This is a genomic window from Galbibacter sp., assembly GCF_048266365.1.
GTDB lineage: Bacteria > Bacteroidota > Bacteroidia > Flavobacteriales > Flavobacteriaceae > Galbibacter.
This window is the reverse complement of sequence record NZ_JBLWZP010000005.1, coordinates 67,603-83,537: the sequence shown is the minus strand read 5'-3', so window position 1 is coordinate 83,537 and position 15,935 is coordinate 67,603. Positions and strand designations below refer to the sequence as shown.

Here is a 15,935-nt window from a genome sequence, read left to right as displayed (position 1 = left end):
GTGATGAAGGAAAAAAATTGGTACGAAATTCAGAATGCAGACGCCATTGCAACGCCTGCTTTATTGGTCTATCCAGATCGGATCACTCATAATATTAAACGCATGATTGCCATTGCGGGTGATATATCTAGGCTTAGACCCCATATTAAAACATATAAAAATGCGGAGATTGTTAGTATGCAGCAGGCTTATGGCATACAGAAGTTTAAGTGTGCTACTATTGCTGAAGCAGAACTTCTGGGACAATGTAAGGCTGAGGATGTCCTTGTTGCAATGCAACTAGTCGGTCAAAATGTGCAACGGTACTTTGAGCTAGTTAAAACCTATACAGATACTAAATATTCTATGCTTGTAGACGATTTAGAACACGCTCGACATCTCGCTGACATAACACATCAAAATGGCTTGAAAGTTGCTTTATGGATGGATATAAATGTAGGGATGGACCGTACAGGAATAATTCCTCAAGAGCAGGCCAAGGAATTATATCAATTTCTCGTAGAAGATATGTCCATACAAGCAAAGGGATTTCATGTCTATGATGGTCATCTAACCGGTTCGGATTTTGAAGAGCGTAAAAAGCAGTGTAATGCTTGTTTTGAAAGCGTAATTCAATTAAGAGATGAACTTAAAGCAGAAGGTATCACGGTAGATACGATTATTGCAGGTGGTTCTCCAAGCTTTCCAATTCATGCATTAAGAGATGAGGTAGAGCTGAGCCCCGGAACTGTGCTGTTGTGGGATGCTGGCTATGGTAAACGCTTTCCGGAGATGGAAATGTTACCGGCAGCAGTACTCTTCTCAAGAATTATCAGTAAACCCGCACAAGGAACCCTAACTTCAGATTTGGGCCATAAATCTATTGCACCCGAAATGAATTTCCCAAGAATAGAACTTTTAAATGCGGATAATTTAAAACAAATCAGCCAAAGTGAGGAGCATTTTGTATTTCATACAGATGATTGGGGTTCTTATAAGGTAGGAGATTTAATCTATTCCCTTCCTATACATATTTGTCCTACAGTTGCAAAATATCAGCATTTGCAAGTGGTTAAATCCGCTCACGTAATAGGACGATGGAAGGTAAGTGCAAGAGGTCAAAAAATATCCATATAACTTAGTTTTAGAATAAACTCACTTCAATAAAATTTGATAAATGATGATACTCGATGCACATTTAGACCTTTCTATGAACGCCATTGATTGGAATCGTGACCTTCGTAAAGATATCGTTGAACTTCGCAATTTCGAGAAGGATCTCAAAGACCTTCCAGGACGAGGGCAAAACACAGTGACTTTTGATGCAATGCGAAAGGGCAATATTGGCCTTTGCGTAGCCACTCAAATTGCGCGTTATGTCAAACCAGAAAACCCACTTCCAGGTTGGAATTCTCCAGAGCAAGCATGGGCGCATACTCAGGCGCAACTCGCCTGGTATAAGGAAATGGTAAAGGCCAAGGAGCTTAGACAAATCACCGATTTAAAAGACTTAGAAGGTCATTTAAGCTACTGGGAGACATCCAAAGATTCACGTAAAAGCATTGGTTTTGTTTTGAGTTTAGAAGGGGCAGATTCTATTGTGAGTATGGAGCATCTACACTTGGCTGTTGAATACGGTTTAAGAGCTATAGGACCAGCACATTATGGGCCAGGAACTTATGCCTTCGGAACGGATTCTACTGGTGGAATTGGAGCGAAAGGTAAAACCTTGCTTCAAGAAATGGAAAAGTTAAATCTAATCCTCGATGTTACACATTTGTGCGATCAAAGTTTCTGGGAAGCCTTAGAGGTGTTTGATGGAGTGGTGTGGGCGAGTCATAACAATTGTCGAGCACTGGTGGATCATAATCGTCAATTTTCAGATCAACAATTGAAGGAACTTATACGCAGGGAAGCTGTCATAGGTGTAGTTTTGGATACTTGGATGATGGTTCCAAATTGGAAAAGAGGGGTTTTTACGCCTCAAAGCGCTGACGCAGGATTAAAGCGAATCATTGACAATATTGATCATATATGCCAACTGGCAGGGGATACCAAACATGTTGGTATTGGATCTGATTTGGATGGTGGATTTGGAAAGGAACAATCGCCATATGATATCGATACCATTGCTGATCTCCAGAAAATCCAAGGAATGTTGGAAATGAGGGGGTATACTTCAAACGACATTAAAGGGATCTATCAAGGTAATTTTTTAAGGATCTTAAAAAAGGTGCTTGCTAAATTTTAGGCATAAAAAAAAGCCACACTTGTTACAATGTGACTTTTTATTTTATTTTAAGACTTTACCGTCTTTATCTTTAAAACGGTATTCTAAATATGTGTAAGCATCTCTAGGTAAAATCTTGACCCATTTTTTATGTTCTAAAAACCATTTAGAACGTATGGATGGAAATCCTTTTGTTAAATATGCGGCTATAAATGGATGTGTATTAAGTGTTATTCCATTTTTGCCATCTTCTGAATGTATTATGCGTTCTAGATCGATATTGATCTTGTTTATCAATCCAATGGGTGCATCAATTTCGCCCCCTTGACCATTTGGATTCTCTTCTCGAGTCTTAATATTTACCTCTGGTCTAACGCGTTGTCTTGTTATTTGTATGAGGCCAAACTTACTAGGAGGTAGGATTTTGTGTTTGGCTCTATCATCTTTCATTTCCTCTCTTAAATGGTCGAATAACTTTCTTCGATTTTCGGTATTGGTCATATCGATAAAATCGACCACTATAATTCCACCCATATCTCTTAATCTCAACTGTCTTGCCAGCTCTGTTGCTGCAATGAGATTCACTTCCAAGGCTGTTTCTTCTTGGGACTTGGCCTTGTTGGAGCGATTACCGCTATTGACATCGACAACATGTAGTGCCTCAGTGTGTTCGATAATTAAATAAGCTCCCTTACTAGTGGATACAGTTCTTCCAAAAGAGGTTTTGATTTGTCTTTCTACTCCATATTTTTCAAATATTGGAACTTTAGACTCATACAATTTTACAATAGATTCTTTATTCGGTGCAATTTCCTGCACGTACTCTTTAATTTGATCATAAAGCGTTTCATCGTCAACATATATCCCAGTGAAATCATCGTTAAATACATCTCTTAAAATAGAGGCTGCACGATTCATTTCATTGAGGACTTTAGAAGGATGAGGCGCTTTATAAATTTTTTTACACAACCCATTCCATTTCTTAAATAAGTTGTTTAAATCTTTATCTAGTTCGGCGACTTTTTTGCCTTCTGCCACGGTACGTACAATAACTCCAAACCCTTTAGGTCTGATGCTTTGTACCAACCTTTTCAATCGATCTTTTTCTGTTTTGCTCTCTATTTTTTGTGAAACAGAAACTCTATCAGAAAATGGAACCAATACCAAATAACGTCCAGCAATGGACAATTCGGAACTAATTCTTGGACCTTTAGTTGAAATAGGCTCCTTGACAATTTGTACCAATATAGACTGGTTGGCCTTTAATACATTATTAATAGTACCATTTTTGTCTATATCACTTTCAAATGGGAAGTCTTTTAAAGAAAAATCTTTTAATTTACCTGTGCTTACACGTTTTATGAATTTCAGTAAAGAACTGAGTTGAGGTCCTAAATCGTGGTAATGCAAAAATGCATCTTTTTCATAACCTACATTGACAAATGCTGCATTCAAACCTGTTACCGGTTTGCGCACCTTTGCTAGTAGAATATCACCCACGGAAAAGTCACTGCTCTCTGCTTCCTTGTGTAATTCAATAAGTTTTCCATCCTTTAATATGGCAAAATCAACGTCAGAGGAACTAGATCTAACAATAATTTCTTTATTCACTCTGAATGAAATTTTATCCGTCAACCCTTGTCATATATGCATGGAATTGACCGATGGATTAAACAATAAATATATCGCATTTTTAGATACGATAGATTTTTACTACAGGTTTTCTTTTGATAACCCTGTGAAATTCCTCCTTTTTAAAAGGGGATTTCATTTCAATGAACGATTGTATTCTTATGAATACATTTTCAAAAATAGAAAAAGTAGTTAATCTAACTACTTTTTCTTGTGTCGGTTAGCTCTGTTGCGTTTTTTACGCTTGTGTGTTGCTACCTTATGTCTTTTTCTTTTTTTACCACTTGGCATCTACTTAATGTTTTATGTTAGTACTTTATTTTACTTCTACGCTAGTTTTAACACCCTCAACAAATACTTTTGCGGGTTTGAAAGCTGGGATATTATGAGCTGGAATTTTAATCGTTGTGTTTTTTGAAATATTTCTTCCAGTCTTTTCAGCTCTAGTTTTAATAATGAAACTTCCAAAACCTCTGAGGTAAACATTATCACCGCCTTCCAATGAATTTTTAACCTCTTCCATAAAAGATTCTACAGTTGCCTGAACATCTCCTTTTTCCATGCCAAGTTTTTCCGAAATCTTAGCTACAATGTCTGCTTTAGTCATTTTTATATATTTGTTTTACAGTGTTGTCAATTTAGGGGTTGCAAATATATAAATTAATTAACCAATAAATAAAGCGTAAATAATTAAAATTTAACCAAATAAAGAAATCGTATTGAAAATTAGGGCTAAGGAAATTGATTTTAGGGAAGTTGTAAACTTTTGGTACAAACACAATAAAAGAGATTTACCATGGAGATCGACCAAAAATCCTTATTGTATTTGGTTGTCCGAGATCATTTTACAGCAAACTAGAATTGGTCAAGGACTACCGTATTACGTTCGATTTATAGAGGCGTTTCCAACAGTTTTTGAACTTGCTAATGCTTCTGAGCAACAGGTGCTTAAACTTTGGCAAGGTCTAGGGTATTATTCTCGGGCAAGAAATTTGCACCATACGGCCAAAGAAATTGCCTATCAAAACAATGGGGTTTTTCCAAAAACCAGTAGTGAATTAAAAAAACTGAAGGGCGTCGGGGAATACACTGCTAGTGCAATTGCATCGATTTGCTATGGCGAAGCGGTGGCCGTGGTTGACGGCAATGTTTACCGAGTACTGAGTCGATTTTTTGGTGTTGATATCCCTATCAACTCGACAGCAGGGATTCGATATTTTAAAGAATTAGCAGCAGGGGTTTTGGATTTGAACAATCCAGGAGATTACAATCAGGCTGTAATGGAGTTTGGAGCGATGCAATGCAAGCCCAAAGCCCCGCTTTGCGCTTCCTGCGGTCTCCAATCAGATTGTGTAGCCTATCAGTTACAGAAAGTTGAGGAATTGCCAGTGAAGCTTAAGAATATTAAGATCAAAAAGCGGTACTTTAATTATATTGTATTGTTGGATGAGGTCAAGACCATACTTGAAGCCCGAACCAAAAAAGATATATGGCAACATCTTTATCAGTTTCCACTAATTGAGTCTAAAGAGAACCTAAACGAGGAGGAACTTACTAAAAAAGAAGACTTTTTAAACTTGATTTCAGGTAAATCTTACGATATTCGCTTGTTCAATCCTAAAGTGGGAGTCCATAAATTGTCGCACCAACATATTTATGCACAATTTTGGATTGTCGAATTGGAAGAGCCAATTCGTGATGGAATTGAGAGAAAAGACATACTGGAATATCCGGTGCCAATATTAATTGCCAACTTTGTGAAAGATTTTGGTTTTTAAAGTTGGAATTTTTCTTAAATTTAAAGAAGTTTAAAATCAAACACACAATAACAAATGAGTGGAACGTTAAATAAAGTAATGCTAATCGGTCACTTAGGTGACGATGTGAAGACGACGTATTTTGAAGGGGGTGGATGCATTGGGCGATTCCCACTAGCAACTAATGAAACCTATACGAACCGGCAATCCGGGGAGCGTGTGACTAATACTGAATGGCATAATATTATAGTTCGAAACAAAGCCGCTGAGATTTGTGAAAAGTATCTCTCAAAAGGAGATAAGGTCTATGTGGAAGGAAGACTAAAAACCAGACAATGGCAGGGTGAGGACGGAATCACCAGATATTCTACGGAAGTTCAGGTAACCGATTTTACTTTCTTAACAAATAAAGGCGAAAATCAAATGGACACTACTGCAACCCAGCAAAACGTTCAATCTAATAAGGACGCTGCTCAAAACGCTCCTGTTGGATCTCAGCAAAATGTCCAAGAAAAAAAACAGGTGGAATCCCAGTCATCTTCTGATTTAGAACAGGATAAAGATGATGGTATACCATTTTAATCAAATTCAACTAAAATAACATATATTGGACCCAGAGCCCTCGAGTTTTATTCCATTGTTTTTTGAAGTGGATACTGTTACAATCATAAATTTAGCAGTACTCATCGTTTTACTAATTTCTACCGCACTAATTTCAGGTGCGGAGGCGGCTTTCTTTTCGCTCTCCTCTTCGAGTATTCAAAATGAATTAGAATCCAAGACTAGACGGGGAAGTACCATTGTGAAATTAATCCAAAAACCTAAAAAATTGTTGGCCACCCTTATGGTAGCCAAAACGTTTTTTAATTTGAGCTTTGTGCTGCTGTTTATTACTATGGGGGATAAACTATTCCCGGATTTTGAGAGTGAGTTCCTAGGTGTCATTCAAGTCCGCCTTATTTTGGAGCTTATCATCGTGACTTTTATAATATTGGTCTTAGGTGAAATTTTACCGAAATTATATGCCAGTAAAAACAATCTTCGATTTGTTCATATAATGGCTAATCCTGTTAATGTTTTAGATAAATTACTCTCGCCAATTAATAGGCCAATGCAGGCTATTACCTTGTATTTTCACAAACGTTTAGGAAAGCCAAAATCTGACATTACGGTGGATCAACTATCACACGCTCTAGAAATCACCACTGAGGGAGATACTACAGAGGAGGAACAAAAAATCTTACACGGTATTGTATCCTTTGGAAATACCGACACAAGACAGGTTATGCAGCCTAGAATTGATGTGTTTGCCTTGGGGGAGCATATGGAATTTACAGAAGTGGTCAAACAAATCGTTAAAAATGGTTATTCCAGAATTCCAGTTTACAAAGAAAATATGGACACCGTAACAGGGGTGCTGTATGTGAAAGATTTGTTGCCTCATATCGACAAGTACGACTTTAACTGGGTTACCTTAAAACGAGACGCATATTTTGTTCCAGAAAACAAGAAGCTTGACGATTTGTTGAAGGAATTCCAGGATTTGAAAATTCACCTGGCCATTGTGGTTGATGAATATGGAGGGACCTCTGGAGTGGTAACACTTGAGGATATCATTGAGGAAATTGTCGGAGATATAAGTGATGAATTCGACGATGAAGATTTGGTCTTCTCTAAACTAGACGAAAAGAATTTTGTCTTTGAAGGCAAAACCGTTTTAAAGGATTTTTATAAGGTAATTGCCCTTGAAGATGAGACAGAATTTGAAGAAAATAAAGGGGAGTCAGAAACCATAGCTGGATTTGTTTTAGAGATTGCCGGTAGCTTTCCCAAAAAAGGGGAAGAAATAAGATTTAATAATATCAGCTTTGTAGTAGAGGCTTTGGATAACAAGCGTATTAAACAAATAAAAGTAACAATAGATTGAGAGTCTTAAGAAATATTTTGGTATTAGTTACCCTTGGAACGTTGCTGTTTTCATGTGGAGATGATCCTATTCCAAAACCTCAAGGAGAACTCAGGCTTGATTATCCTCAAGCGAATTACAAGAGTCTTTCAGAGCAATGTCCATATGTTTTTGACACCAATACTGAAGCTGAGGTTAAATTAAAGGACGACTGTTCAATGGTCATTGAGTACCCTCAGATGAATGCCAGTATATTTATCACTTATAAGAAGGTGCATAAGGATTTAGATGTATTGTTAAATGATGCTCAAAAGCTAACATACGAGCATGTAGCCAAAGCGGATAACATTACGGAACAGCCTTTTGTCAATCCTAGGGAAGGTGTGTATGGAATGTTTTATACTATAAGTGGAAATGCCGCTTCGAATTCTCAATTTTACCTGACCGATAGTACAAGCCATTTCGTGACTGGTTCATTGTATTTCAAGGCGAAACCAAATTATGACTCCATACTTCCAGCAGCAGTTTATTTAGAAAACGATATACGTAAAATTATGGAAAGCTTCAGTTGGAAGGAAGCGAATTAAAGACCTAATCACCGTTGATTATTAGAATGCTTCTATCGGAGTGTTTGTCTTAAGACGTATAAAAGCCTCTTAGGTGATACCCAAAAGGCCTTACTGAGTTTTAATTATTTCAATTCTACCAATACTAGCATTGGTACAGTGAAAGCCAAATCTATTTTTCTAATAGTTGTTCCGCATTTGAAATGCTAGTTTCTATTAGATTCTGAAGGTCTTTAACCTCTTGTTCTTCTTGAATCAAAAGTTTTTTCTTTTCATCGTTAAGCGGTTTTCCTCTTAGGATTTCATCTACATCAAATTTAGCTCCAAAATCTTGCATCCAGTCCATCATAGCTTTATGGGAATCTCCAAGATCTTTAATGGCATTTTGATACTTCGCACTCGCTTCCGTACTGTCAACTTTGGTTTCGAGTTCGCTCATAAGACTCGATATCTTACTCATTTTTGGCATTAATTCATCGTGAACAGCCATAACTTCTTGCATTTGAGTAGGGCCTTCTGCCTTCTTTTCACCATTTTTACAAGAGGATATTCCGATGGTTAAAATCAATAATAGTAAACTAAATTTTCTCATGTTGTTTAAATTAATGTAACCGATTTATAGTTGTTTTTCAATTGTTCAAAAATAACGATTATTATAACACTCAGGCCGAATAGAGGCAATAAGACACATAGAAATCCAATAATAAATAACATGCCGATACCAAGAGAATAATTCTTGGGCACCTTTGGTACGCCCCAGTTGTTCTTTCTTTTTCTCAATACATAGGAGATGATTGCAGAAAGGCTCATCATAAATAACAGAAAGGCTGTAAGGAGAACAAGGATCCAGTTCCATTGGCCAAATTGTCCTTGATGAAAGGCCATCAACCACATTCGCCCCCGCATGAGTACGCCCACATCGGCCCATTCGTGCTGTTTTATTAGTTCACCGCTATAGGGGTTTAAATGGTATTTTTTCTGTTGATTGAGGTCTTTGTAATAGATGTTTTGAACGCTAAACACCCCTTTTTTATCCTTTGGAAAAGTGATACTTACCGCTCCAGGAAGTTGTAACTCTTGAGCCTTCTCAACAATGAAATCTAAGGGAACCATCTCGGTGTTTTTGGTAAAATCACTTTGGCTGTAATTATGCCATGTGGTTGGATATCCCGTATGGGTCTTTTCTTGTACCCACTTAAATCCTGATCCAAATACATCGGTCCAAGGGAGCCCTCCAGCAAGGATCATCAGAAATAGTGTGGATAACCAAAACCCTGTAATGGCATGAGTATCTCTAAAGAATGTCCTTCTACCACTTCTAATTCTTGGTAGAAAATAGGACTTAAGTTTCCAAGAGTTCTCTGGCCACCAGACATAGAGCCCAGTAATAATTAGAACCACCATCCAACTCCCAATCAATTCAATGATTTTGGTTCCAAAACTACCCATTAAAAGTTCTCCATGCAGTTTTCGAACGTTGTACATGTCTGTATTTCGATCTATAACCAATCCAGTTACCATTCCCTTATAAGGGTCGACGAACAGACTTTGATGGGTACCAAACTTTCCTGATTCGAATACCGTTGCATGATTTGCGGCGGATGGAATAATCATGGATGTGAGATGTTCGTTTGTTTGGTTTTTGGCAATTTCCCATTGTCGTTGAAAAGGCAAAGGCGAGGATGTGACTACTACTTCTCTATAGTGTTGAATTTCTTTTTGTTCATAGGTGTCTTTGAATAAATATATAATCCCTGTAAGTGATAGTAATAGGATAAACGGCAAGGCTATTATTCCTGAAAGGAAATGCCATTTCCAAATCCATTTATGTAATTTTTTATGTTTCATTTTTGCATCTTAAAATTTATAACGTACACCTAGATGAAAGGCTCTAGGACTACCTGGGGTATAGTTGTTCTCATTGGAATAGGCATTAAATGAAGCTCGGGTGGCGTACAGACGATCAAAAATATTTAAGCCATGTATCCAAAGCTCGATACTACCAATGCTATAACTAGCGGTGAGGTTAAAAACATGATGACCGTCATAGGTCGCGGTACTTAGACTCCCGTCTTGAATTTTGTACTGATTTTCTAAGCTGCTATTATAGGAGCCCACCATTTCATATTCCATACCCAATGCAAGATTCTGTATGTAGCTAGGGGTGTAAGTGATCTGTGTCATCCCCAATAATTTGGGTGCGGTCTCCATATTGGTGTCTGAATAATTTATTCCTGAATCGTAAAATTCGATATAACGATGCTTGGCAAAACTACCGCTGTGGCTTATTCTTAATTCAGGAATTGGATTATAGGTTATCCCATATTCTACACCATATGATCGTGTTTTGCCTGCATTTGAATTGTAGTATTGATCGCGCTCATTTCTAAGCGTGACTAAGGTGTTTATACCATCCAAAACATATAAGGCAATATCCAATTTCCATCGGCTGGATGCGAAGTACCCACCTACTTCATAATTATTGTATTTTGAAGGTTTAAGCCCTAGGATTTGACCATCAATTTCCACGTATTTATTTCTGTACAACGTGGAAGTTTGAGGAGGAGAAAACCCATTGGCATAATTTACATACAGTCCGGAGTTTCTGTTAAAGTTGTAATTGAAACCAATTTTCGGTGAAAAATTATGGTACTTATTAGTAGAATCTGCAGCTCCTGCTTGCCTGTCAATTTGATTATCATAGTTGTATTTAAAACCATCGTAGCGTAGTGCTGCTGTAAGTTTAAGGTGGGTTATGGGATTAAACTCAAGCTGAGCGTATCCAGCATAATTTAGAATTCCAGCCTTGTAGTTCAATAGATAATCACCATGATTAAGCTTGAAAGCATTGTTATTGGCTGTCTCGGTATCCACCGTTACCGCGATGGTCTGGGCTTGGTAGGATTGTGGAGAATAATCAATACTTGAGCCTACTATAAGTGAAGCCTTTGCGATATTAAAATCTATCTTGTGTTGAACCAGCCCTACAATACTTTGAAAATGATTGGAGTTAATCTCTCCTTCTCCTTTTCCTGTAAGGACACCATTATCCCTGAATTGTCGAATGCGATAGGATGGAATTTGATCTGTTCGATTATCCCTTAGTACGAGATTGAAGGTGGTTTTACTTTGATCATTCCAATACTTGTTTAGTGTGCTTTTTAAGCGAAAGGCCTTCGCCACACGTTCTGAAAAGCTCTGATCACTTAAGTAATTTCCAGATTGATAATCGGATTCTGTTAATTCACCAGAGGTGTCAGTACGGTAATCGATCAGGTCAATGGTATTGATCCAAGTCGTGGAGGCATCGATGTGATATATCGTCTTAAAGGTAGTTGCGAATTTCTCATAATCGCTATGTCCTATGGGCCCGTTATTTCTTTGGGCATATTGACTCCCAAGATAGTATCCCAATTTTTTATTTGCATAATCTGTAACTTCAAAAGTGTATTTCGAAAAACCAAGATCATTTATTTGGTAGCCTAGACTCCCGCTGGTCTCTCTTGTGGGATGTTTGGTAATAAAATTAAAGCTACCTCCAATAGCTTCACTTCCATAAATACTCGATGCAGGTCCTTTTAAAACTTCGACCCTTTGAAAAGAAAGGTCGTTCATTTCAAGTAAGGCGTTGTGATTGAATACAGCGGTGGGTCTAATCGGGATTCCGTCTTCAAGATATAAAAACAACGATTTTGTCGATATGGGTGATCGAACAGACATCATATGTTGTTCATTTCCTGAGGCTACAGAGGTTGACATAAACACCCCGGAGGCTTGATTTACTATTTGTTCTATACCAAAGGGCTTTAGTTCCTCTAAACGGGCTGCGGTAATCACGGAAATGGCTCCTGGAATTTCTGCACGCTTTTGAGCTTCTCTACTTGCAGAGACAATTATTTCTTGTAACTGTTGTGAGGATTGCTCAAGTGTGATACTATTTGAGCCTTGGTGAAGACTAATGACTACACTCCGATACCCTACAGCTGTTATGATAACTTCAGCATGCTCAAGATTTATTGCGAATTCGCCATTATTGTCCGTGGCGGTTCCAATAGATGGATCCATACGGGATAGTATACTTACACCACTTATGGGCGCCGTATATTCATCATTTACCCTTCCCACAAAGGTGGTTTGGGCATTGGTGTGAAGGCTTATTCCAAAATAAAGAATAAGCACTATTATGTGTTTCATTATTTGAATTGAATATGTAAATATTATAATCGTAATTTATCGATCATATATTTAAAATTATACAGATTGCTTGGGGTAAGAGGTAGCCCATGTCTCTATTCACCTGATTTAATTAAAAATCAAGTGTACTTCATAAGAGATAACATCCAATTAATTTATGGGTGACTTCTTACAAAACTGTGGATGTACTAACAGTTGTTTGGAGGGTGGAAGAGGGAGTTGTTAAATAAGAAACTGTACTGTTCTATATAAGTGTTGTTGGTTGTAGTGTTAAGTGAGGAATCTATGCGTGGTGAAAGATGGACTACTTGAACAAAACCAATTGGGTATTCTCTGAGGTCGATGGCTGGAAGGTTTTGTTTTTTCTGTTGATTTTGCTCAGCTAGCATTTCCATGAGGTAGCATTTACCATCACAATGAATCTCAGGTTTATCCTTATTTATACATAAATATTCAGCGATATAATCCTGATTAATAACATAGTCGAATACCGGCATTACTGGTCTTAGCATGGCAAGCATGTATAAGAAAGTAAACGCTATGGGCACCCATCTTGTTTTCACTATTATAAATAGTTCTTTAATTAAACATACAAAGGAAATGAATTTAATCTAAAAGTTAGATCTTTGCCGCCAAAAGATCTATTCTATGGATAAAAATAAATTAAAATGGGTTTACCTTTTTCTTTTATCTATTATTTGGGGGAGTTCCTTTATTTTGATTAAAAAAGGTCTGGTGGGTTTAACGCCAATTCAAGTAGGATCCCTTCGTATTCTGTTTTCAGCAGTTTTTTTGTTTTGTATCGGTTTTAAATACGTCTTCAAATTAAATAAGGAGCAATGGAAATGGACTGCGGTCTCAGCCTTTTGTGGTGTTTTTGCACCCGCGTTTCTGTTTGCCTATGCTGAAACAGAAATCGATAGTAATATCGCTGGGATATTAAATTCAATGGTTCCGCTATTCACCATCCTGATCGGCTTTATCGTTTTCAAAATTAGATTTAAGGGGAATCAATTGGCTGGAGTCATTATAGGACTTATAGGCGCTGTGTTACTTATTTTTCAAGGCGCACGATTAAACCCTGATCAGAATTACTATTATTCCTTACTTATCATCTTAGCTTCATTCTTGTATGCTACAAATGCCAATGTGGTCAAATCTAAACTTCAGGATGTTTCTGTAATGGCAATGTCGGTCGGAAATTTTGTCCTCATGGCGCTTCCGGCATTTGGAATATTGATTTATTCGGGTTTTTTTGACACCTATAATTTACAGCAACCTAAGGTTGCGGATTCCTTAGTTTTTGTGGCTATTTTAGGGGTTGTTGGAACTGGAATTACCATTATGGTATTTAATCGTTTAATTCAGATATCTACGCCTGTATTTTCCACTTCAGTGACTTATTTGACGCCTTTAGTAGGGATTCTTTGGGGAGTATTTGATGGAGAATATTTTGGAGTGTATCATTTTATAGCTACTGGAGTAATCCTCTTTGGTGTATATGTGGTAAATTTCAAAAGGTATAAGAAAAAAGAAATCCCTCGACCGCATCCATTGGATTAAGCAGGGGGATTCCCTTTAAATACTATATGCAGTTGATCGGATTATTTGAAATCCTCCGCTGTGAATTCAATATTAATTACTGCTTCCGAAAGTTTATTTTCAACTGGCATTCCACCAATTGTAGCTTTCTTTAATGAGGGTAATTTTACGCCATCGTAGTCCTTATAGTCAAATAAAAGAGCTGCATTTGTTTGGTTCTGACCGCCCATTGAAGTAACGGATTGTTCCTTTAATTTAAGTCCGCTTTCAACATCATAAAAATAGGACGACTGAATAACTTCTCCAGGAACATCAATTTGATACGCATTCTTTCCATCTACCTTAGTGATGCCCGCAAGGTTGACATTAGCATTATTCAGAAGTGAAAGTTCGGGAAATACTCCCGTAGAATTTTTAAAATCGTTGGCCATTTCTGGTGAAACTGGTACCGTTCTAGTTCCCTGTTTAATGGTAGTTTCCTTGTCATTTATTAGCACAGACATCATTGGATTACCATTCATGTTAACAATTTGAGCATAGTTATTGGCAGTCCTTTTCTCAATAATCTGTAATGAGGCACCGTTAATGCTCGTTTCATAAGTAGTTTGGATCGACTTTAATCCTGCGATTTTGTCTTTCCCACCTATGGCGTTTAAATAGCTATCTAAAACGCTTTGAACCGTTACGCCCTCTGGAATCTTTTGCTCGTAATTTGGCTTCTCCACAGGGTTAGCATATTTGTCAAAATAAAACATTGGAATACCAGTAGCTTCCAATTTAGAAGCTACTTCACTTCCTTTTCCTGCAATGACTACACGTGCATTATCTGCTTTGAAATATTTGTTGGCAACTCGAATTACGTCCTCTTCAGTAACAGCGTTTATTTTTTCGAGATAGGTTTTGTAGAAATCTTTAGAAAGACCTTTAGTCTCAATATTCAATGCGTATTGAGCCACAGTTCTTGGGTTTTCTAACGCGAGTACAAAATTACCAAGATATTTAGCCTTGGCATTTTTTAGCACTTTTGGATCTACTTTTTCAGTTCTAATACGTTTGATTTCTTTGAAGAACTCAATTACAGCACTATCCGTAACAGCATTTCTTACACTTGTAGATGCTGTGAATTTAGAAGCATTATAGGTGTTGGTTCTCAAACTTGACCTAGCTCCATAGGTGAATCCGTGCTCTTCTCTTAGATTCATATTCAAGTAACTTGAAAAGCTACCACCTAAAATATGATTTGCTATGAGTGCTGCGTGATAGTCTGGATCACTCATTTTAAGATCAATCATATTAATGACTTCGATTTCAGATTGTACAGCATTAGGCACGTCGACGAAATTTATCTGAGAATATTGAACATCCTTAGGTGCGGAATAGGCATATTGTGGTGCCTTACCAGCTTCCCATTCAGAGAAATACTCTTTTACGAGTTTCTTTGTAGCCTTACGATCTACATCACCAACGATTACCAAATAGGTATTCTCTGGTTTGAAGTATGTTTCATAAAACTTGATCACATCATTAAGTTGAATTTTATTGATGGATTCTTCTGAGATAAATTCGCCATAAGGATGTACTAAGCCATAAGCTAAAGCATCAGCAACTCTTCCTTCAATGGTAGCCACATCGTTTTCACCCGATTTGATACCTTCAATAAGTTGCTTCTTTACCTTGTCAAATTCCTCCTGTACAAATATGGGGTTAATGGCCCCATCTGCCAATAGTTCTAATATCTCAGGGAAGTATTTAGACAGTGAATTTGCTCCCGCACTTTGTGAACCATACCAAATATTGGCACCTAGGTAATCTACCTTTTCATTAAAATCATCTTTACTTATATCAGCAGTTCCGGTACCTAACATGCTCCCGGTAAGTGAAGATACACCAGCTTTTTCACCTTCTACAATTGGACTGTTGTCAATGGTTAAGGTCATAGAAACTTTCGGTAATTTATGATTTTCAACCACCAATACTTTTAGGCCATTGTCAAGCTTAAACGTATAGGGCTTTTCTATGTTTATCGTAGGAGCAGGCCCTGGAGTGGGTTGAATAGATCTGTCGATTTGTGCAAAACCGAAACTTGCACAAAAACTTAGAAAAAATGTGAATATTGTTGTCTTCATTTG

Annotated in this window: 14 protein-coding genes; 7 read left to right on the top strand and 7 right to left on the bottom strand. The window is 37.4% G+C overall.

What is annotated here, in order from left to right; translation table 11 throughout:
• The first annotated feature begins 3 nt into the window (after positions 1–3).
• Both ACN0TV_RS09370 and ACN0TV_RS09365 read left to right on the top strand, forming a co-directional pair.
• A complete protein-coding gene (locus tag ACN0TV_RS09370; RefSeq protein WP_417362371.1) occupies positions 4–1,116 on the top strand; it encodes a D-TA family PLP-dependent enzyme in 1,113 nt (370 codons plus the stop codon).
• Between the two features lie 40 nt (positions 1,117–1,156).
• Positions 1,157–2,230, top strand: coding sequence for a dipeptidase (locus ACN0TV_RS09365; RefSeq protein ID WP_417362369.1), 1,074 nt, complete (start codon positions 1,157–1,159; stop codon positions 2,228–2,230).
• Positions 2,231–2,272: 42 nt separating this feature from the next.
• Here the strand turns inward: ACN0TV_RS09365 and ACN0TV_RS09360 are convergent, their stop codons facing one another.
• Together ACN0TV_RS09360 and ACN0TV_RS09355 are read right to left on the bottom strand one after the other, a co-directional pair.
• Positions 2,273–3,820 carry an Rne/Rng family ribonuclease gene (locus ACN0TV_RS09360; protein ID WP_417362367.1) on the bottom strand — a complete coding sequence of 516 codons (1,548 nt, stop codon included), beginning with the start codon at positions 3,818–3,820 and terminating at the stop codon, positions 2,273–2,275.
• 337 nt (positions 3,821–4,157) lie between these two features.
• Entirely contained in the window at positions 4,158–4,448 is a 291-nt protein-coding gene (locus tag ACN0TV_RS09355) for an HU family DNA-binding protein (RefSeq protein ID WP_143953156.1), read from the bottom strand.
• A gap of 112 nt (positions 4,449–4,560) precedes the next feature.
• On the opposite strand from ACN0TV_RS09355, the gene mutY reads away from it, so the two are divergent.
• From mutY to gldD, 4 genes are read left to right on the top strand one after another with little or no spacing between them, the layout of a single operon-like run.
• A complete protein-coding gene (gene mutY / locus ACN0TV_RS09350) occupies positions 4,561–5,619 on the top strand; it encodes an A/G-specific adenine glycosylase (RefSeq protein WP_417362364.1) in 1,059 nt (352 codons plus the stop codon).
• 54 nt (positions 5,620–5,673) lie between these two features.
• Positions 5,674–6,180, top strand: coding sequence for a single-stranded DNA-binding protein (locus ACN0TV_RS09345; RefSeq protein WP_417362362.1), 507 nt, complete (start codon positions 5,674–5,676; stop codon positions 6,178–6,180).
• A 25-nt stretch (positions 6,181–6,205) separates the two neighbouring features.
• Complete coding sequence (gene gldE / locus ACN0TV_RS09340) at positions 6,206–7,525, top strand: gliding motility-associated protein GldE (RefSeq protein WP_417362360.1); 1,320 nt, start codon at positions 6,206–6,208, stop codon at positions 7,523–7,525.
• The gene (gldD, locus tag ACN0TV_RS09335; protein ID WP_417362358.1) at positions 7,522–8,091 is read left to right on the top strand and encodes a gliding motility lipoprotein GldD; all 570 of its coding nucleotides are present in this window, start codon (positions 7,522–7,524) and stop codon (positions 8,089–8,091) included. The genes gldE and gldD overlap by 4 nt, the downstream gene beginning before the upstream one ends.
• A 151-nt stretch (positions 8,092–8,242) precedes the next feature.
• Here gldD and ACN0TV_RS09330 read toward each other — a convergent pair whose 3' ends face one another.
• The 4 genes from ACN0TV_RS09330 to ACN0TV_RS09315 form a co-directional block, all read right to left on the bottom strand.
• Positions 8,243–8,662, bottom strand: coding sequence for a hypothetical protein (locus ACN0TV_RS09330; RefSeq protein ID WP_417362357.1), 420 nt, complete (start codon positions 8,660–8,662; stop codon positions 8,243–8,245).
• Positions 8,663–8,667: 5 nt separating this feature from the next.
• Positions 8,668–9,918, bottom strand: a complete 1,251-nt coding sequence (locus tag ACN0TV_RS09325; protein WP_417362355.1) for a PepSY-associated TM helix domain-containing protein — start codon at positions 9,916–9,918, stop codon at positions 8,668–8,670.
• Between the two features lie 9 nt (positions 9,919–9,927).
• Complete coding sequence (locus tag ACN0TV_RS09320) at positions 9,928–12,264, bottom strand: TonB-dependent receptor (RefSeq protein ID WP_417362353.1); 2,337 nt, start codon at positions 12,262–12,264, stop codon at positions 9,928–9,930.
• Positions 12,265–12,452: 188 nt separating this feature from the next.
• On the bottom strand, positions 12,453–12,776 hold the full coding sequence (locus ACN0TV_RS09315) for a hypothetical protein (RefSeq protein WP_417362351.1): 324 nt from the start codon (positions 12,774–12,776) through the stop codon (positions 12,453–12,455).
• Between the two features lie 136 nt (positions 12,777–12,912).
• Between ACN0TV_RS09315 and ACN0TV_RS09310 the strand changes: the two genes are divergently transcribed.
• Positions 12,913–13,827, top strand: a complete 915-nt coding sequence (locus ACN0TV_RS09310; RefSeq protein ID WP_417362349.1) for a DMT family transporter — start codon at positions 12,913–12,915, stop codon at positions 13,825–13,827.
• 41 nt (positions 13,828–13,868) lie between these two features.
• On the opposite strand, the gene ACN0TV_RS09305 is transcribed toward ACN0TV_RS09310, so the two are convergent.
• Positions 13,869–15,932 (bottom strand): M16 family metallopeptidase, encoded by a 2,064-nt coding sequence (locus ACN0TV_RS09305; protein ID WP_417362347.1) that lies wholly within the window; start codon positions 15,930–15,932, stop codon positions 13,869–13,871.
• Positions 15,933–15,935 lie beyond the last annotated feature (3 nt).